At 62.8% G+C, this 17,722-nt stretch carries 16 protein-coding genes and 1 pseudogene; 11 read left to right on the forward strand and 6 right to left on the reverse strand.

Features of this window, described 5'->3' with window-relative positions:
• Positions 1–65: 65 nt before the first annotated feature.
• Positions 66–929 (reverse strand): bifunctional DNA-formamidopyrimidine glycosylase/DNA-(apurinic or apyrimidinic site) lyase, encoded by an 864-nt coding sequence (gene mutM, locus ACROHD_RS06830; RefSeq protein WP_432676649.1) that lies wholly within the window; start codon positions 927–929, stop codon positions 66–68.
• 102 nt (positions 930–1,031) lie between these two features.
• Between mutM and ubiE the strand changes: the two genes are divergently transcribed.
• The 5 genes from ubiE to ACROHD_RS06855 all read left to right on the forward strand — a co-directional run bounded on the left by ubiE (position 1,032) and on the right by ACROHD_RS06855 (position 7,554).
• Entirely contained in the window at positions 1,032–1,784 is a 753-nt protein-coding gene (ubiE, locus tag ACROHD_RS06835; protein WP_432676651.1) for a bifunctional demethylmenaquinone methyltransferase/2-methoxy-6-polyprenyl-1,4-benzoquinol methylase UbiE, read from the forward strand.
• 1 nt (position 1,785) lies between these two features.
• Positions 1,786–3,318 carry a 2-polyprenylphenol 6-hydroxylase gene (gene ubiB, locus ACROHD_RS06840; RefSeq protein WP_432676653.1) on the forward strand — a complete coding sequence of 511 codons (1,533 nt, stop codon included), beginning with the start codon at positions 1,786–1,788 and terminating at the stop codon, positions 3,316–3,318.
• Positions 3,319–3,414: 96 nt separating this feature from the next.
• The gene (locus ACROHD_RS06845) at positions 3,415–4,668 is read left to right on the forward strand and encodes a glycerate kinase type-2 family protein (RefSeq protein ID WP_432676654.1); all 1,254 of its coding nucleotides are present in this window, start codon (positions 3,415–3,417) and stop codon (positions 4,666–4,668) included.
• A 118-nt stretch (positions 4,669–4,786) separates the two neighbouring features.
• Positions 4,787–6,151, forward strand: coding sequence for a caspase family protein (locus tag ACROHD_RS06850; RefSeq protein WP_432676655.1), 1,365 nt, complete (start codon positions 4,787–4,789; stop codon positions 6,149–6,151).
• Positions 6,152–6,213: 62 nt separating this feature from the next.
• Positions 6,214–7,554 carry a S1 family peptidase gene (locus ACROHD_RS06855; protein WP_432676657.1) on the forward strand — a complete coding sequence of 447 codons (1,341 nt, stop codon included), beginning with the start codon at positions 6,214–6,216 and terminating at the stop codon, positions 7,552–7,554.
• Positions 7,555–7,592: 38 nt separating this feature from the next.
• On the opposite strand, the gene ACROHD_RS06860 is transcribed toward ACROHD_RS06855, so the two are convergent.
• The gene (locus ACROHD_RS06860) at positions 7,593–8,255 is read right to left on the reverse strand and encodes a flagellar hook capping FlgD N-terminal domain-containing protein (RefSeq protein WP_432676659.1); all 663 of its coding nucleotides are present in this window, start codon (positions 8,253–8,255) and stop codon (positions 7,593–7,595) included.
• 12 nt (positions 8,256–8,267) lie between these two features.
• Positions 8,268–8,939 carry a flagellar hook-length control protein FliK gene (locus ACROHD_RS06865; protein WP_432676661.1) on the reverse strand — a complete coding sequence of 224 codons (672 nt, stop codon included), beginning with the start codon at positions 8,937–8,939 and terminating at the stop codon, positions 8,268–8,270.
• On the opposite strand from ACROHD_RS06865, the gene ACROHD_RS06870 reads away from it, so the two are divergent.
• From ACROHD_RS06870 to ACROHD_RS06880, 3 genes are all read left to right on the forward strand, one after another.
• Entirely contained in the window at positions 8,938–9,210 is a 273-nt protein-coding gene (locus ACROHD_RS06870; RefSeq protein ID WP_432676663.1) for a hypothetical protein, read from the forward strand. The two genes, ACROHD_RS06865 and ACROHD_RS06870, sit on opposite strands and share 2 nt — an antisense overlap.
• Positions 9,211–10,908: 1,698 nt before the next feature.
• Complete coding sequence (locus tag ACROHD_RS06875; RefSeq protein WP_432676665.1) at positions 10,909–11,196, forward strand: rod-binding protein; 288 nt, start codon at positions 10,909–10,911, stop codon at positions 11,194–11,196.
• Positions 11,193–11,549, forward strand: a complete 357-nt coding sequence (locus ACROHD_RS06880; protein WP_432676666.1) for a hypothetical protein — start codon at positions 11,193–11,195, stop codon at positions 11,547–11,549. The genes ACROHD_RS06875 and ACROHD_RS06880 overlap by 4 nt, the downstream gene beginning before the upstream one ends.
• A gap of 218 nt (positions 11,550–11,767) precedes the next feature.
• Here the strand turns inward: ACROHD_RS06880 and ACROHD_RS06885 are convergent.
• Both ACROHD_RS06885 and ACROHD_RS06890 read right to left on the reverse strand, forming a co-directional pair.
• Positions 11,768–11,860: pseudogene (locus ACROHD_RS06885) on the reverse strand (chemotaxis protein MotB); the annotation flags it as partial.
• A 36-nt stretch (positions 11,861–11,896) separates the two neighbouring features.
• Positions 11,897–12,817, reverse strand: a complete 921-nt coding sequence (locus tag ACROHD_RS06890; RefSeq protein ID WP_432676667.1) for a LysR substrate-binding domain-containing protein — start codon at positions 12,815–12,817, stop codon at positions 11,897–11,899.
• A 124-nt stretch (positions 12,818–12,941) separates the two neighbouring features.
• Here ACROHD_RS06890 and ACROHD_RS06895 point away from each other — a divergent pair, with 124 nt between their 5' ends.
• Genes ACROHD_RS06895 through ACROHD_RS06905 form a run of 3 tightly spaced genes read left to right on the forward strand, consistent with a single transcriptional unit; the run spans position 12,942 to position 16,272 of the window.
• On the forward strand, positions 12,942–14,486 hold the full coding sequence (locus tag ACROHD_RS06895; RefSeq protein WP_432676669.1) for a trimethylamine methyltransferase family protein: 1,545 nt from the start codon (positions 12,942–12,944) through the stop codon (positions 14,484–14,486).
• Entirely contained in the window at positions 14,483–15,418 is a 936-nt protein-coding gene (locus ACROHD_RS06900; protein ID WP_432676671.1) for a ketopantoate reductase family protein, read from the forward strand. Before ACROHD_RS06895 ends, ACROHD_RS06900 begins: the two co-directional genes overlap by 4 nt.
• Positions 15,415–16,272 (forward strand): fumarylacetoacetate hydrolase family protein, encoded by an 858-nt coding sequence (locus ACROHD_RS06905; protein ID WP_432676673.1) that lies wholly within the window; start codon positions 15,415–15,417, stop codon positions 16,270–16,272. The genes ACROHD_RS06900 and ACROHD_RS06905 overlap by 4 nt, the downstream gene beginning before the upstream one ends.
• Here ACROHD_RS06905 and ACROHD_RS06910 read toward each other — a convergent pair.
• The gene (locus ACROHD_RS06910; protein WP_432676675.1) at positions 16,269–17,702 is read right to left on the reverse strand and encodes a lysophospholipid acyltransferase family protein; all 1,434 of its coding nucleotides are present in this window, start codon (positions 17,700–17,702) and stop codon (positions 16,269–16,271) included. The genes ACROHD_RS06905 and ACROHD_RS06910 overlap by 4 nt on opposite strands.
• Between the last annotated feature and the right edge of the window lie 20 nt (positions 17,703–17,722).

Genomic DNA, 17,722 nt, shown 5'->3' on the forward strand with positions numbered 1-17,722 from the left:
CGGTCCGTCCCGGTATTGTTGTCCCTCGGATGCGAAGGGTTATCAGCCCCGTCGCGCGGTTCAAGCTATCTTTGACAGGAAGGGCAGTAGAAGCTGGATCGCCCTGACTGCACGATCCGGCGGATGGTTGCCGAACAGCCGGGGGTGGCGCAAGGGGCGCCTTCGCGGCCATAGACCTGAAAATTATGTTGAAAATAGCCCAGTTCGCCGTCGGTCTGGCGATGATCACGCAAGCTGGAGCCGCCTGCCTCAATGGCCTCTGACAGCACATCACGAATGATCGGTACCAGCGCCTCGCAACGTTGCGTTGCTATGCGGCCTGCCTGCCGTTTGGGCGAAATCTGTGCGCGGAAGAGCACTTCGCAGACGTAGATGTTGCCCAGGCCCGCTACGATTCGCTGATCCAGAAGGGCCGATTTGATCGGCATTTTGCGGTCTTTCAGCCGGGCCGCGAGGTAAGGTCCGTCGAAGGCATTGCCGAACGGTTCGGGACCGATCGCGGACAGCAGCGGGTGGGTGTCCTGCAGCGCCGTTTCCATCAGGTCCATCGCACCGAAGCGTCGGGGGTCGTTGAAGGTGATCCGCGCGCCGCCCTCCATATCCAGAACGACATGATCGTGTTTCTCGGGCGCGGGGTGGTCGTGGTGGAACTGGCCAGGCATATCGCGGCCCTGCGCGCCCGAGACCAGCATCCGACCCGACATGCCCAGATGGATCAGCAGGGTTTCACCGGTATCCAGGTCTGCGAGGATGTATTTCGACCGCCGCCGCAGCCGATCCACCCGCGCGCCGGTCAGCCGCGCGGCCATATCGGGCGGGAAGGGCCATCGCAGGTCGGGGCGGCGGATATCGGCTTTTCTGATGCGTTCCCCCTCCATCACGGGGGCCAGCCCGCGACGGACTGTCTCGACTTCGGGCAGTTCGGGCATGGCGGGCCTTTCCTTGAGGGGCGGCGCATTGTAACGCCACCGACAAGCCCTATAAGAAGGGAGAGTTTCTGGCGAGGGCAAGGCCCCCGGAAAGGATGAAAGATGAGCGACGACACCGGACGCACGACGCATTTCGGCTTTCAGACCGTGGCCGAGGACGAGAAGGCCGGGAAGGTCCATGGGGTCTTTACCAATGTCGCCTCGAAATATGACGTGATGAATGACGTGATGTCGGTCGGCATCCACCGGGTCTGGAAAGACGCGATGATGGATTGGCTGGCACCGCGCGACGGGGTGAAGCTGCTCGATGTGGCTGGTGGCACGGGCGATATTTCCTTCCGGTTCCTCAAGCGCGCGCCGGGGGCACATGCCACGGTTCTGGACATGACCGAATCGATGCTTATCGAGGGTCAGAAGCGGGCGGAAGCCGAGCAGATGGCGGAAAAGCTGGACTGGATCGTTGGCGATGCCATGGCGCTGCCCTTCGAGGATAACAGCTTTGATGTCTACACGATCAGTTTTGGCATCCGGAACGTGACCCGGATTGCCGATGCACTGTCAGAGGCATACCGGGTGCTGAAACCCGGCGGGCGGTTGATGGTGCTGGAATTCAGCCAGCTGCCGAACGAGGGGATGCAGAAGCTTTATGACCTCTATTCCTTCAACGTGATCCCTAAGATGGGCAAGCTGATTGCGAACGATGCCGACAGCTATCAGTATTTGGTGGAAAGTATCCGCAAGTTCCCCGATCAGGAAATCTTCGCCAGCATGATCCGCGAGGCAGGCTTCGACATGGTCAAGTACCGCAACCTGTCCATGGGCATCGCGGCGCTTCATTCCGGCTGGAAGATCTGAGATGCGCGGCCCCCACAACATCTGGCGGCTGGTCCGCACCGGCGCCACGTTCGAGCGCACGGGCGCCATGGCCGAAGCGCTAGAGGCCTTCGAGGCCCCGCGCAGCGTGCGTTTGGGTTTGCGCATTCTGGCCTGGCCGTTCAAATGGCTGGGGCTGAAAGGCGACACCAGCCTGCCGCCCTTGGTGCGCGCGCTTACGGCGCTTGGCCCGGCCTATATCAAGTTCGGCCAGATCCTTTCCACCCGCCCCGACGTGGTGGGCCCCGATCTGGCGCGGGAATTGCGGGTGTTGCAGGACAAGCTGCCGCCCTTTGACAGCGCCATTGCCAAGCGCACCATCGCGCATGAGCTTGAGATTTCAGTCGAGGAGCTGTTCACCGAGTTTTCCGAACCGGTTGCCGCGGCCTCGATCGCGCAAGTGCATCGGGCGCGGCTGCGTGACACCGGTCAGGAGGTGGCTGTAAAGGTGCTGCGCCCCGGCATCGAACGCGCCTTTCGCAAGGACATTGACGCTTTCTACCTGATGGCCAGCTGGATCGAGACGCTGTCGCCTGCATCCCGCCGGTTGCGGCCGCAGGACGTGATCGAGCATTTCGAGGGCGTCGTGATGCGGGAGCTGGACCTGCGCATCGAAAGCTCTGCCGCCGGGGAATTTGCCGCCCGAACCGAAGGGGATGAGGGCTTTACCGTTCCGGCGGTCAACTGGTTCCTGTGTTCGCGCCGGGTGATGATGCTGGACTGGGCCGAGGGCGTGTCCTTCAGCGATATCGACGCCATAGACGCTGCCGGCCATGAACGGAGGGCGCTGGCCGAGCGGGTGTTGCAGATGTTCCTGCGCCACGCGTTGCGTGACGGGTTCTTTCATGCCGACATGCATCAGGGCAACCTGAAGGTCGCGCCCAATGGCGATATCGTCGCTCTCGATTTCGGGATCATGGGGCGGCTGGATGAATATACCCGCCGGGTCTATGCCGAGATCCTGATGGGCTTTATCCGCCGCGATTACCGCCGCGTGGCCGAGGTGCATTTCGAAGCGGGATACGTGCCTGCTGACCGCGATATCGACGAGTTTGCGCAGGCGCTGCGCAGCGTGGGTGAACCCATTTTCGGAATGGATGCCAGCCGGATTTCCATGGCACGGCTGCTGTCCTACCTCTTTGAGGTAACGGAACAATTCGGGATGGAAACCCGGACCGAGCTGATCTTGCTTCAACGCACCATGGTGGTGGTTGAGGGCGTCGCCCGGTCATTGGACGAAAACATCAATATCTGGAGCACGGCGCGCCCGGTGGTGGAACAATACATCACCGAAAATATCGGCCCCAAGGCGATGGTGCGGGACCTTGTGCGCACGGCGATGGTGCTGTCCCGGTTTGGCCCGCGCCTGCCGCAGATGGCGCAGGACGCGTTGCTGGCCCGCGCCAACACGTTGCCGCCGCCGCGCCGGTCGCGCGTGGGGGAACGGCTGGGATATCTGGCGGGGGGTGTGTTGCTTGCCTTCGTGTCCGTCGCGGTCTGGGAGTTCTTGTTCTAGGTCCCGCGCGGTTTCGCAGGTTTCGGGATTAGCGGATGGACAGGCGGGCGGGGCTTTGGGATGGTCCGGGCGAGCTTTCCGCCAGAGTGATACCTGATGACGCATGATACGACCCGATCCGAGTTGACCGAAATGTTCATGGCCGGAGTGGCAGCCGCCGACCCGGTTGGGGCCGTGCAAGCCGCGCTGGCTACACGCCCGGTGGGGGTGCCAGAGGGCGGGACGCTGATCTTGCTGGCCATCGGCAAGGCGGCCAACGGAATGATGGAGGCCGCACGGGCAGCGGTGCCAAAGGGCGTCGCGACCCGTTGCCTGATCGTCACCAACTATGAAAACCACCGCGATATCGCGGGCGTTGCCTGTTACGGGGCGGGGCATCCTGTGCCGGATGGCAATGGTGTGATCGCTGGTCTGGCGGTGGAAAAGCTGCTGCATGAGGCGGGACCACAGGACGTGGTCTTGGCGCTTGTTTCGGGTGGCGGATCCGCCTTGTTGCCGGGGCCGGTCAAGGGCCTCGCTCTGGCCGAGAAGGCTGAGGTAAACCGGCTGTTGCTGGCCTCGGGGGCCGATATCGAGGAAACGAACATCATCCGGCAGGCACTATCGCGGTTCAAGGGCGGGGGGCTGTTGCGACTGGCGGCGCCTGCGCATGTCCGCAGCCTGATCCTGTCGGATGTGGTTGGCGATGATCTGCGGGTGATTGCCAGTGGCCCGACCGTGGGGCCGATTGCCGATCTCGCGACTGCGCGGAACGTGGCGCGGCGGCTTGGTATCTGGGACCGGATGCCTGAGGCGGCGCGGGTAGCGATGGAGCGGCAAGAGGCGCAAGACCCCCTGCCAAGGCCCGACGCCGAGTTGATCGGCTCAAACGCGCTCAGTGTTGCGGCGATGGCTGCCGCCGCCGCCCGGCCCGTTCGGGTCATAGATGATCCGCTGACCGGGTTGGTGACGGATGCGGCCGCCCGAATACTGGACATTGCCGCAGATACGCCCCACGGCACTGCGCTGCTTTTTGGGGGCGAAACCACGGTGATCCTGAATGGTGACGGGCGTGGTGGACGCAATCAGGAACTGGCGCTGCGGGTGGCGCTGTTGGCTGAGGAACGCGGCCTGTCTGGTGGTTGGCTGTTTCTGTCTGGCGGTACAGACGGGCGCGACGGGCCAACCGATGCGGCGGGCGGGATTGTGGATGCAGGTAGCCTGACCCGTATGCGCGCCGCAGGGGCCGATCCGCGTGCACATCTGGCCAATAGCGACAGCTATGCGGCACTAGCGGCCTCGGGCGATCTGTTGATGACCGGGGCCACCGGCACCAACGTGGCGGACCTACAGATTTTCGTGGTCAATTGAACCAAACGCCTGGCCAAACCGACAAAAAAGAGTCGGCGGATCGGAAATTTCCGGTCATACTAAGCCGCATTAGGTTTGTGCTTTTGGGAGACTGGACGTGGCGCGCCCCCGCGGCTTTATGGCTTACATTCTGCCGGTTTTTCTGACGGTTCTGTGTGGGCTATGCCTGCCCGGACTGGCTTGGGCAGAACGGGTTGCGCTGATCATCGGCAATTCCGAATACGCCTCCAGCCCGCTGATCAACCCTGTCAACGACGCCACCGACATGGCCGAGCGGTTGACCGAGATCGGCTTTCGGGTCCATGGCGACGGGCCGTTGCTGGATCAGGACCTGCATGGGATGCAGGTGGCGATCCGCGATTTTACCCGCAGCCTGAATCCCGGTGATCTCGCGGTATTTTACTTTGCGGGACACGGGGTGGAATACAAAGGCACCAATTACCTGATCCCCACCGATGATGAAGAGATTGCCTTTGCCGAGGATGTGCCGGACTGGGCCTATCCCGCTCCGCGCCTGCTTGAACGGCTGGCGGCGACCGGGGCCACCGGGGTGATCATCCTTGATGCCTGCCGTAACAACCCGCTGCCCGAACGCGGGGGCGGGCGTGACCTTGGGATCGGCCTGTCGGCAATGAATACGCCTGCGGGCGCATCCGCCTTCATCATGTATGCCGCCGCGCCCGGTCAGACATCCTCGGACGGTGAGGGGCGTAACGGGCTGTTTACCGGGGCGCTGTTACAGGCACTGGAGCGGCCCACACGGCGGATCGACGACATCATGTACGAGGTGTCCTTCGCGGTGCGCAACGCAACACAGGGTCGCCAGGTGCCATGGCTTGAATTCGCCTTTGCGGGAGAGATTCCGCCACAGTTTCAGATCGGCGACGGGCGCGAAGATACCAACGAGGTGCCGGTTCAGGTGGCCAACAGTCTGCCCAGTGAGGGCAAGCCCGGACGCGGGATCGAGAACGAGGGCGAGCCGCTTTATGGCGTGATCGAGCTGGCCGCGGGTCCGCCCGAAACCGCGCTGGCGCTGGATATGCTGGCCGGCGGGTACGAGGATGCGTCGCAGCTTGGCGGCAATTGCCACGGGTTCGTGGCCAGCAGCCCGGATTTCCAGCTCGACTGGCAGGCGGATGTCGGCCCCATTCGGCTCACAACGATCAGCGGTGAGGATACGGTTCTGGTTTTGAACACGCCGGGCGGAGACTGGTTGTGCCGGGGCACCGCGTCTGACGGATCGGCGCCCGTGGTCGCCCTGAGCGACCCGACCGAGGGCAGCTACCGCATATGGGTTGGCACCGAGAGAGAGCTGCCGATTGCCCCGGATGCCGAGCTGATTGTGGAGGCGCTGTTGCCCGAGCCCGAGGCGCCGCCGCTGCCGACGCCAGAGACGGAGGACGCCGCAGCCCCGATGCCGGAGCCGGTCACCGCCCCGGCGCAAGTCAACCCCGAGGCCACGATTGAACGGACCTTGGACTAAGACTTTTTTCCTGTCCGGTTCCGAAATGGGCCGGGCTGTCAGGGTAGGAAAGGATGAACGCTATGAGATCTTTGACCCTAGGGGCCGTTCTGTTGACGGCTGGTTTTTTTGCGGCGCCAGAGGCCGCGCAGGCACAGGAATTCTGCTCGGGCGACCGGGTGATGGGTGGGTGCGCCGTGTCGATCAGCGATTTCCCCTGGATGGTGTCGCTGAACCAGGCCAACGCCCGAAGCCGCTTTGACGGCCATTTCTGCGGCGGCACGGTGATTGCCGACCGGTGGGTGCTGACTGCTGCTCATTGCGTCGACAGCGTCGCGCCCAACAATCCGAACGGTCTGGAAATCTATGCCAACAGTTCCAGCCTTCAGGGTGGCGGCACCGCCTTTGATGTTTCGCGGGTCTTTGTACATGCGGGCTATCAGGGGGTTGGGATCAACGACATCGCCCTGCTGGAGATTGCGCGCCCGACGGGGATCACTCCGGTGCGCCTGTCGGATGCGGCGCTGGCCCCGGTGGTCGAACAGATCGGCGGGCAGACCGTGATCATCGGCTGGGGCCTGACCCCGCCGCCGCATATCGCACGTGGTCGGGGGCCGCTGACCCAGGCGGAACGCGCAACCTCTTCTCCGCCGTCGATGTGGGACACGTCGCAGGTGCTGCTTGGCGCGGCAGTGCCGATTGTTCACAACCAGCTGTGCTCCTCCAACGCCGGAAGCGGGGTGATCTGCGCCGGGTTCCAGGAGGCCGTGGCCGATGCCTGCCGAGGTGACAGCGGCGGACCGCTGCTTGGCTATGATCCGCAGGGCTATGTGCAGGTCGGGCTGGTATCGGGCGGCAACTACTGCCACCAGGATGGCGACCATTACGGCACCTATACCCGTGTTTCGGCCTTCAGTGACTGGATCGCGGCGACAATGGCTGGCGAAACCCCGCAGGTCGATCTGCGCCCGAGCGAGCCCAACTACAACCTGCCGCCAACCTTCGGAAGTGTGACCTTGTCGAGCGGCTTTGCCCCGGATCCTTACCTGCAACACCTGCTGGCGGGCGGGCTTCTGGAAGCCTCCAGCGCCGGTCAGGGCTGTGCCGGATACGTGGCAGAGGCACCTGATTTCCAGGTTTATTACCAAGGTGTTGGCGCGCCGCTGTCCTTCTCTGTCACTTCGCAGAGCGACACCAGCCTATTGATCAATGGGCCGGACGGGCAGTGGTATTGCGATGACAACGGGGCCGGTGGCATCAACCCAAGCCTCGTGTGGGGGGCTCCGCCACAGGGCCGCTACGACATATATGTCGGGACGCTGCAACACTATGATGAGGTGGGCTACCCCGAGGCGCAGCTGATTATTGGCGGTGGTGGCGCCGGGTCCGCTGGTGGTGCCGCCCCGGTGGATGACGGCAAGTAAGGCGACAAGACGGGGCGGGCCGTTAGCCGCGGCCCCCCTCAGATCGGATCGCGAACCGCCTGCACCAGCGAGGCGTTGACCTGCACGCCGCCGGGCATCGACAGCCAGATATCCCCGTTCACAATCTGCGCTTCTTCGATCCGGGCATAGCCCTGCGCCGGGCGCGTGTCGATCGGCTCATCATCCGAGAAATATTCGACGTGGAAGCCATAGACGCCATTTGGCAGCGGTTCCCCATCGCTTGTGACGCCCGCCCATGCAAAAGCGGTTTCCGTGGCCGGGATCGCAAGCCGTTGCAACGTTTGCCCATCCGCATCCGTCACCACCAGCTCCATCCGGTCCGCCAGCAAGTTTTCGGTCGCATAAAGCGTCAGGGGCTGCCCGTCGAAAGACATCGGCATCTCGGCCCGGGCATCCATGCCGATCCAGCCCGCGATCTGGCCCATGCTGGACAGCGCCATGCTGTCCTGAAGGCTGCCGAGCAGTTCATTGGTGCGCACCTGCTGTTCAACGCCCGAGAAGGTTGCCAGCTGCGTCGCGAATTCCGTCGACTCCATCGGGTTCAGCGGATCCTGGTTCTGCATCTGAGTGGTCAGCATGGTCAGGAATGTCTGAAAGTCGGAATTGATCATGGTACGATCTTCCGACCCTGCTGAGCCGGTGCTGGCGTACGCGATCTGGGATGTGGCAGCGACGTCCATGTTGGTCCCTCCTTACAGGCGAATATCTAGACCCGATGCCCCCGTGATCACGGGGGGTGTCGTCGGGGGGCGGTTCGGGTGGTCTTGAACGATGTCTTCTGGCGGGATGAGCGCGGAGCCGCCTTGCGAACGGTCTTGCCCGCCCCCGGCGCTGCCAGAAAAGCTATACCCGGCATGGTCGAGCCCCTGACGCTGAAGCTCTTGCATCAGGGCGTTGCCATGACGGCGCAAAAGCTCCAGCGATTCGGGCTGCTCGGCCTGAAGATGCAGGATCATCCCCTCTGGCCCCCTGCTGACGGAAACCCTGATCGACCCAAGCTCTGGCGGATCGAGCGTCAGTTCCAGCGGGGCGTCACGTTCGGTCATGGTCGGCAGGGACGCGATGCGATGGACCAGTTGAGTTGTGACCGGATCGGGGCGCGAAGACTGCGCCATTGGTAGGGCATCAGAGGATCGCAGATCCGCCGGAGCCGGGACCGCACCTGGGCTGTCCACGCGCTGAACCTGCGACGCAAAATCCAGGGCAATCCCGGTTTCAGGTTCTATCTGGGACATCGTAGGGGCAGCTTGCGGCTGTGGCTGCGGCCGGGACAAGGCCGGGTCCAGCGGGGATTGGAAGGGTGTGTTCGCCGGTTGAGCTGCCTCGGTCGTGGATCGCCTTGGCGGCTCGGCGGGGTGGGGCATGTCCGGAACGGATGGCCGGGGCAATTTCGCTGAGGCTTGGGGAACCTGGTCAATCTGGGGCACTTGGGCATTCTGGCGCGCCGAGGCAATTGGACGAGAGATCTTTTCGGTCCGGGCGATTGGCAAAACCGTTGGCTCATTGGCCCTGTCCGGCGGTGACGCGCGGGGTGCCAAAGGCGCGGTAGGCGCACCATCGCGCGTCGGGGTCATGGGGATTGTCTCCCCTCTGGTTTGGCCCGCTGCGGGTGCTTGCATCCTGTCGGTCGTCTGATCTGATCGCGTGACCTTCGGTTCGGGTTCTGCCGGTGATGGGGCAGTGCGGGGAGGGATATTGGCGGTCGGTGCTGGACTGTGAGTGGCAGGGTCTTCTCTTGCCGGAACCAGCGGTATGCTGTGCGCCGCCGCTTTGGTGGGCAGTGGCGCTGTTGCGTGTTGGGCGTGGGGGGCGACAGGCTGATGCACTGATCTGCGGTCAACGAATTGGGTATCGACCGGCGCTGTTGGTTTGCTGTTGCCAGGATCAACAGGGGACATGTCTGCCTGCAAGCGAGACTCAACGCCAAATGTTGATGGGATGGCGCGCGCGCGATGGTCAGACCCACGGGCAGGCCGTTGTTCATTGGACGGGAGTGGTCGGTCAATTGTCGCGACTGGTGGCTCGATTGATGCGGTTGGTTGCCTGCTTTCAGAGCGAAGAGGCACCGGTTGTTCATTTACCGGGCGCGGTCGATCACTCGGCGCGACTGGTGGCTCGATTGAAGCAATTGGTTGCCAGTTGTCAGAGCCAAGAGGCAAGCGCGAAGTTGGCGGTTCGGCAATCGGTGCAGAAAGGGGCAGGGTGACGGAGGTGGTTGGTATGACCGGGGCCTTGGGTGGAAGAGGCTGCGCAATATCTGCCATAGCGCTGGACGACCGATCCGGCAGAACTGGCTGGGGAGAGTGCTCGGCAGTTTCTGTGTGCCCGCCAACCGCAACCATGGGCCTTGGGTGCATTGCAATAGCAGCATCTAGGATGGATGGACGGGTGGGCGCAGGTCTGTCAGAGGGAGGTGTCAGGCCGATGTGCTCACGCACGGGCAGGAGCTGTGGCTGGGGCCACGCCGGGGTTATCTTCGCGCTGACCGGAGAAAAGGGCTGCAATTCGCGGGAGAGGTCGGAATCGGCTTCGACGGTGTTGAGGTCCACAGTGGGGATTTCGACGTCGGATGTCGGCATCTCGGCGATTGCGGTTTCGGCAAGAGCAATCGGCTCGGTGGTCTGTGGAGTGGTTTCGGCAACATAAGTCGCGGTGGTTTCTGGTGCGATGACCGCAGGTGTCAATTGCTCTTGCCGGGCGGCCATCGGGGCCAGCAAAGGGGACGCCTCGGCCTGAAACACCATCGGTGCGGGAAGAATGACTACCGGTTCCACCTGTGGGCCCTCAAAGGTCGCGCCGTCTGGAGAGGATTCCGTGACGCCATCCGCGGCGGCGGACACGTGCCAAAGGGGGGCAGGCGGGCTGTCCTTGCCAACCGTGGCATCGACGGTTGAGATCTCAAGCGCGAAAGGATCCGTGTCCACTGGCTCTGTCAACGCCCCACCCGCGCCGCCGAATTCTTCAGCGGTGACGCGCGTTGGGTTGCTTTGATCAGCCGACACCACCGGAATCATGATCTCTGCGTCTGACCGGATGTCATATGATTCCGCCGGGATGAGCCGGGGTGTAATTTGCCGCAAGATCAGGGCGCGCGCAGGCACCGCCTGGGTTTCTGGCCAATGAAATACATCGGCGAATTCCCCGTCACCGTCCAAGGGACGCCCACCCGTTGTCTGCGTGGGTTGAGCGGGTAAAAGTAGCTGCAGCAAAGGCGCAATAGAATCCATGGAGCGTTCCAGATTTCTTCCGGGTCGATCCGCAGTTTCCACATCAGAGCTTACCAATTCTTTACCCAGGGGGGGCGATAGTGGATCCAATTACGGAGAATTTGACATGTCTGACCTGACCCTGTCCCCGGCATCCCATGTCACCCTGTCGCCAGTCCGAGAGGCTGAGTTGCGGCAAGTGGCAGTCGAGCTTGAATCGTCATTTCTGGCCGAAATGCTGCGCCACGGCGGCCTTGGCACCCCACGCGATAGCTTTGGCGGGGGGCACGGGGAAGATCAGTTCGCTTCGTTCTTGAGAACCGAGCAGGCGCGGGCGATGGCGGCGAGCGGCGGAATTGGCCTGGCAGAATCGCTGTTCAATGCCTTGGCCGCGCGGGACGGAGCAGCGCAGTGATTTGGGGGCAAAGTGACAGGCTGGTGGCGGCAGACAGGGCGCTGTCTGGTGTGGAGACGCTGCTGCGTTCGGGCCGTTTCATTGATCTGCCAGAGACGGTGTCGGCGATGGAACGGGCGATGCAAGGCTTGCAGGGCTCCGGTCTCGATGGCCTGGCCGCCAGCCGGCTGTCTGACCTGCGGGCCCTACGCGCGCGCGCTGCAAACGTGGGTGAATTACTGCGTGCCGTGCTGTCGGGTATGCGCGATGCCCGCGCCAGCCTTGCAACGCCGAGCGGCTTTTCCAGCTACGATGCATCGGGTCGCAGTGGTCATATCGGGTCTGAGAACACCCGGTTTGAACGGCGTCGCTAACCTGTGGGATTTCATTAAAATTCGCCGGAAAAACCTTGCGATATTAGGAGCTTGTTAGAGCTTTCACGCAATGGTTCCCCTGCACCGTACTGGGTGGCGTGTCGGGTCATGAGAACCCGCCGCAGGCGTCAGAAGGACGTTTTGGGCTGACCTGCGAAGGCAGGTCTGAAACGGGCGCGGAATCCAGGCGCCGATCTAACTGAGGAAGGGCACACTATGGCCACCTTCCACGCACCCCCATGGTGGCCATCGTCGCCGACAACCTTTCTCTTTTTGATGATGATCGGGCGCAACTCGTTTTGCGCGGCCATGGCCAACCTCACCCAATTTTGGCGTTGGCGGGCAGACTAATCAGCGTCGATGAAGGAAGGCTTAACCGGGGGCAGACCAGCTTCTGACAGAATCCAGTCGCAGGTTCTGCGGGCTTCTGGTGTCAGCGGAACAGCGCGGCGGGTCAGCAAGTGAAAGGCCCGCTCGGGGTGCAGCATCTGGGCAAAGGGCTGTACCAAGGTGCCGCTGTCGATATCGGGCTGAACGAAGGGAAACACGCCAAGCGTCACGCCAAGCCCATCTTTGGCCGCCTGCAAGACCACGTTGGAATCGGTGATTACGGTTTCCTCGGCAAAGGTCAGCGCCCGCGCGTCAGTCAGCGCCAGCCAGGCTGTCCATTCAGACCGGTCGTGTTGGTGGATGACAGGAAAGCGGGCCAGGTCGGCCGGGTCGGATAGCCCGCCCTTTTCCCGCAGCAGGGCCGGGCTTGCCACCGGGCTATAGCTGATCTCGATCAGCTTGCGCGCGTTCAGGCCCGACCAGGTTCCAGTACCCCAGTCGATGGCGATCTGTGTCGTCATATCCGCGTCGCTGGTGATCCGGGGACCATGATGCAACCGAAGGTCGATATCAGGGTGCAGCCTGCGAAAACGTCCAAGCCGGGGAATCAGCCAGCGCGCGCCGAAAATAGGCCCTACTGCCAGTGTGACCCATTTGCGCGGGGTGGCGATGTGGGTCGCGACCTCCGCCCGGATGTCATCGAACGCGCGGCTGACAACCTGCGCAAGCGAGCGACCTGCATCGGTCAATGCCACGGCACGGGTTTTGCGGATGAACAGCTGACAGCCCCAGTCCCTTTCCAGCTGGCGGATCTGGTTGCTGATGGTCGTTGCGCTAACGCACAGCTCTGCCGCGGCGTCCTTGAAACTGAGCAGCCGTGCCGCCGCCTCGAAGCTGCGCAGGGCGGTCAGGGGCAGGTGTCTGTTCGGAAGTGTCATGTGCTGGATCGTGCCCGGATATGGGTAAAGATTTCTTTATGCATAGAGGTCGGAATAGTCGCTTGTCCAACCCTCCTGGTTTGGAAATGATCGCAGAAGGAAGCGGGATCGAAAGGCTGCCGATATGGCACAACCGGGCGCAAGGCGCAGGGGACGACGGCGGGGCGGTGACGAAGGCGAGGGCACCGGGCGCGCGGCCGCGCCGCTTAACCGGCTGACTGGCGGGCGACTGAACCCACTGGATGCGGATGCGATCACCCAGATCGACGCGGCAGCCCGCGCAATCCTGGCAGAGATCGGCATGGCAGCGCCGCCAGAGGACGTTGTTGGGCTGGTCACTGCGGCGGGGGGCGACCTGTCATCGGAAGGACGGCTTTTGTTCCCCCGCGATTTGCAGGACAGCGCGCTGGCCGGGATCGGCCGAGAGGTAGCGCTTTGCGGGCGTAGACCGGGCCTGGATCTGCATCTGGCGGGCCGAAAGGTGCATGTGGGCACGGGCGGGGCGTCGCCGCAGATGGTGGATCTGCATAGCGGAGCCTACCGCCCTTCGACCCTGGCGGATCTCTACGATGCTGCGCGGCTGGTGGATGTGCTGGATAATATACATTTCTTCGCGCGTCCGGTCGTGGCCCGCGATATGGACAGTGACCTGCTGCTGGAGATCAACACCGCGTATGCAGCGCTTGCGGGGACCGCGAAACATGTGGTGGTCAGCGCCTCCAGCCCAGAGGCGGTGCGCGCGATTGCCGATTTGTGCTTTGCCATTGCAGGCAGCGCCGACGCTTTCCGCGACCGACCGTTCCTGTCCTTGACCATCAACCACGTCGTGCCACCCTTGCGCTTTTCGGCAGAGGCTTGCGACGTGATGATCGAAGCCGCCCGACTTGGCCTTCCCATGCAGTGCAATACCTTCGGTCAGCTTGGGGCCTCGAGCCCTGTGACCATCGCGGGCTGCGTGGCGCAAACGATCGCGGAAACGCTGGCGGGGGTGATCGTGGCGTGGCTTGCGAACCCGCAGGCGCGTATCATCTTTGGGCCCCGCCCAATGGTCACCGATCTGCGCACCGGTGGCATGGCAGGCGGTTGCGGGGAACAGGCGCTGCTGACAGCCGTCGCCGTGCGCATGGCGCAACATTACGGATTGCCCAATTCCACCATCGCAGGGGCAACGGACAGCAAGGTGCCGGACGGGCAGGCGGGATTTGAGAAGTCGCTGACAGTGTCCATGGCGGCGCAGACCGGGTCAAACATGATCACCCAGGCCGCCGGTGCGCTGGCCGGGCTGATGGCCTGTTCGTTGGAGGCTTATGTAATCGACAACGATATGCTCGGGGTGATCCTGCGGTCGCTAGCCCCGATCGAGCTGGATGACACCGCCCTTTCGGTGGCTGCCATCGCCGAGGTCGCACGAGGCGAAGGGCACTTTCTAGGCCAGCCCGAGACCTACCAGCGGATGCAGAGCGATTTCCTCTACCCGGACGTGTCTGACCGGCGCAGCCCCGAGGATTGGGCCATCGCAGGATCGCCGGATATCCGCAATGCCGCCAAAGCCCGCGCGCAAGACACCCTTGCCACGCATTATCCAAACTATATCCCTGAAGATATCGACGCGGATCTGCGCGACCGCTTCGATATCCGACTGCCGAAAACCTGTATGAGGCCCTCATGAAAATCGCCGTTTTTGGAGTTGGGGCCATGGGCTCGGTCTATGCCGGTCTATTGGCCGATTCAGGGCACGAGGTCTGGGCGGTGGACCCTTGGCAGGCCCATCTGGACGCCATCGCCACCAAGGGCTTGCGTGTGGAAGGAGCCAGTGGTGATCGGGTTGTTACGACGATCCGCACCGCCGCTGATCCGAGCGATCTGCCGCTGGTCGATCTGGCAATCATCGCCACCAAGGCTGCCGCCGTCGGGGATGCGGCTCGGGCGCTGACCGGGTGCATTGGCCCCGAAACCCTGATCCTGACCATCCAGAACGGGCTTGGCGCGGGCGAACGGATTGGGCAGCACATGGACACGGCCAACGTGATCCTTGGCGTGGCGGACGGGTTCGGGGCCTCGATGAAAGGGCCCGGTCACGCGCATCACAATGCCATGAAGCTGATCCGCATCGGCGAGATGGGCGGTGGCATGACCGACCGGCTGGAGCGTCTGGCAGAGCTCTGGCAGGGGGCGGGATTCAACGTGAAAGCTTTTGCCGACATCAATCAGCTGATCTGGGAAAAGTTCCTGTGCAATGTCACCCTGTCTGCTCCGTGCACGGTGATCGGTTGCACCGTGGGCGAGCTGATGGCAGACACCGACACCCGCGCCATGGCACTGGCCTGTATGCGAGAGGCATTTGCCATAGCTCAGCACAAAGGCATCGCCTTTTCCTTCGATGACCCCGAGGCCTATGTCACCGCCTTTGCGGCCCAGATGCCCAATGCGCGGCCCTCGATGCTGCTGGACCATATGGCCAAGCGCCCATCAGAGATCGACGCGATCAACGGGATGGTACCGGTTCTGGGGGCCGAGATTGGCCTGCCCACACCCTACAACCAGACCCTCAGCACAATCGTGCGCGCGCGTGAAGCGGCTTTCGGAAAGGACAAGGCATGAAACTGGCACGGTGGCGCGCGGACGGGGAGGATGCCTACGGTCTGATTGAAGGTGATATGGCATATTCAGTCAGCGATCTGTTCAGGGCACGATTCCATGATCTGAAAGACGTGCTGGCCGCGGACGCGATCTCTGACCTGCGGGCCGATGCTATGACCAGCCAACCTGTGCCGTGTGATGACATCACCTGGCGCTTACCGATCCAACGGGGGGCAAGGGTGATCTGCGTCGGCATCAACTACCCAAAGCGCTATCCGCTGGATCAAAGCGTGACCCGGCCCGATAACATCATCCTCTTTGCCAAGCTCGACGGAACCCTTGTGCCGCATGACGCTCCGCTGGAAATACCCGTGGGCGAGGCCGCCGACAGCTTTGACTACGAAGGTGAGATCGGAGTCATGATTGGCCGCACTGCCCGCCATATCAGCGCCGCGGATGCCCATGCTCATATTGCCGGGTATACCGTGGTCAATGACGGTTCTGTCCGGGACTGGCAGCGCCATTCAGTGCACGCGGGCAAGAATTTCGCCGCCTCGGGAGGCTGCGGTCCCTGGATCACAACAGCAGATGAAATTGACGAAGCAGAAAAGCTGATACTGACGACGCGATTGAACGGTCAGGTCGTTCAGCACGCCTCGGCTAGCGAGATGTATTTCTCTATCTCGCAGGTGGTGTCCTACATCTCTCACATGATACCGCTTGTCCCCGGCGACCTGATTGCCATGGGATCGCCCGATGGCACGGGCGGCAGCCGCACGCCGCCGCGTTTCCTGAAAGAAGGGGATGTGTTGGAGATCGAGCTGTCCGGGGTCGGGTTGCTGAGGAACCGCGTGGGCCCGGCCGGGCCGCGCTAGGTGTTCAACTGCTCGCGATAGGCGGCGTATTCTTGGGACAGTGTCGATAGCTCTGCCTGAATCCGGGCGCGCTGTGTAGTCAGCTGTTTGGCTGTTTGAGAACGCCCCCCAAGCAACACGCGCGCGCGTGCCTCTCCCAGGAACACCGCGATGTTATCGAGAAAGGTCAGGGTGGGGCGACCTGTACCCAAGGCGATCAAAATGATCGCAATCCCGCAGGTCCAGCCAACCGCCGCCCCCCAAATCGATGCCGACAGAACGCCAGCAATCAGACCCGTCAAAACCCAGAACATCGGGTAGACAAAAATACCCGCGAAGATCGACCACGTGGACCGCTTGTCCAGATCCTTACGGCGGCTGAGGCTGCGCAGCACCCAGAAGGGCAAAAGGTTCAGCGCCAGACCGACCAGAGCCACCGGAGCCAAAAGCGCGGTCTTCGCGATGGTCCTTTTTCGACCTTTGCGCGCCGGTCCACCCGCAGACGCAACCCCATGCGCAATCTGATCGTCACGCAGCCCTGACCTGCGCAGCGCCCTGTCGTAGTCGGAAATCTGCCGGCGCAGTGCCTCGGTTCGCGCGGGCTGCATTTTCTGCACCCAGAGATAGCCGTCATGAATGCCGCGCCGCCTCTCCGCGATGTCAAAAAGAGCCTCCGCGCGGGCGGGGTCGGGTTCAGTGTTGCCGATCATTTCTGCGGCGCGCGCGACCAGCCGGGCCTCTTCCCAGCTTTCATGACCAGGGGTCATTGCATCAAGGCGGTCATGCAAGCGACTGGTCAGCGCCCTGACCGCCGTCACCCGATCCTGACGACTGTCAGAGCGGAAGGCCGCAATCTCCTCGGTGGTCATCTGGGCCGGATCTCCGATTTCAAGCAGAGCACGGGACCGGACGCGGTGTTTGGCCTCGAATGTCAGGCAGACCGGCACGATCACCAGACCGGAAGTGCCGCGGCGGGTCTCGGTTTCCAATGCGATCCGGGCAGCACCAGTTTTCAAGGGCAGAATGCGGGGATTGTTGTGGCTGATGCCCTCAGGAAAAATGGCCAGCACTCCGCCTGCTTCCAACAGGTCCGAGGCGCTTGAAAAGCTGTCGGCAAGCGATCCCATATGCGCGCGCCCATCCTGCCGGCGGAAAAGCGGTACAACCCCGGCGGCGTTCAGAAAAGGGCGCAGCGGGCGGTAATCCCAGACAGTGCTGGCCCCCAGAAACCGCGGCATCCGGGGCAGAAAGGCCGTGAGGACCGCGCCATCCACGAGGCTGTTGGAATGGTTTGCCAGAACAATCACCGGCTGATCTGTCGGGAATCGGTCCGCTCCGACAACTTCGATACGTCTGTAGAAGGCATCCAGTGTCAAACGCCCCAGCCATCGCAGAAAGCGGTCTGTCAGCGGGCGTGCACGCGCCCCGCCTGGACGTGGTTCGGCAATCATATCAACGGCTTCAGTTCAAT

The sequence above is a fragment of the Nioella aestuarii genome (assembly GCF_050896395.1).
GTDB classification, from domain to species: domain Bacteria; phylum Pseudomonadota; class Alphaproteobacteria; order Rhodobacterales; family Rhodobacteraceae; genus Nioella; species Nioella aestuarii.

Coding starts and splice junctions, on each gene's coding strand:
- ACROHD_RS06890 (WP_432676667.1), bottom strand. CDS start 12,817: ATGACACTTCCGAACAGACACCTGCCCCTGACCGCCCTGCGCAGCTTC.
- ACROHD_RS06875 (WP_432676665.1), top strand. CDS start 10,909: ATGTCTGACCTGACCCTGTCCCCGGCATCCCATGTCACCCTGTCGCCA.
- ACROHD_RS06900 (WP_432676671.1), top strand. CDS start 14,483: ATGAAAATCGCCGTTTTTGGAGTTGGGGCCATGGGCTCGGTCTATGCC.
- ACROHD_RS06910 (WP_432676675.1), bottom strand. CDS start 17,702: ATGATTGCCGAACCACGTCCAGGCGGGGCGCGTGCACGCCCGCTGACA.
- ubiE (WP_432676651.1), top strand. CDS start 1,032: ATGAGCGACGACACCGGACGCACGACGCATTTCGGCTTTCAGACCGTG.
- ACROHD_RS06865 (WP_432676661.1), bottom strand. CDS start 8,939: ATGCCCCACCCCGCCGAGCCGCCAAGGCGATCCACGACCGAGGCAGCT.
- ACROHD_RS06855 (WP_432676657.1), top strand. CDS start 6,214: ATGAGATCTTTGACCCTAGGGGCCGTTCTGTTGACGGCTGGTTTTTTT.
- ACROHD_RS06870 (WP_432676663.1), top strand. CDS start 8,938: ATGTCCGGAACGGATGGCCGGGGCAATTTCGCTGAGGCTTGGGGAACC.
- ACROHD_RS06895 (WP_432676669.1), top strand. CDS start 12,942: ATGGCACAACCGGGCGCAAGGCGCAGGGGACGACGGCGGGGCGGTGAC.
- ubiB (WP_432676653.1), top strand. CDS start 1,786: ATGCGCGGCCCCCACAACATCTGGCGGCTGGTCCGCACCGGCGCCACG.
- mutM (WP_432676649.1), bottom strand. CDS start 929: ATGCCCGAACTGCCCGAAGTCGAGACAGTCCGTCGCGGGCTGGCCCCC.
- ACROHD_RS06850 (WP_432676655.1), top strand. CDS start 4,787: ATGGCTTACATTCTGCCGGTTTTTCTGACGGTTCTGTGTGGGCTATGC.
- ACROHD_RS06845 (WP_432676654.1), top strand. CDS start 3,415: ATGACGCATGATACGACCCGATCCGAGTTGACCGAAATGTTCATGGCC.
- ACROHD_RS06860 (WP_432676659.1), bottom strand. CDS start 8,255: ATGGACGTCGCTGCCACATCCCAGATCGCGTACGCCAGCACCGGCTCA.
- ACROHD_RS06905 (WP_432676673.1), top strand. CDS start 15,415: ATGAAACTGGCACGGTGGCGCGCGGACGGGGAGGATGCCTACGGTCTG.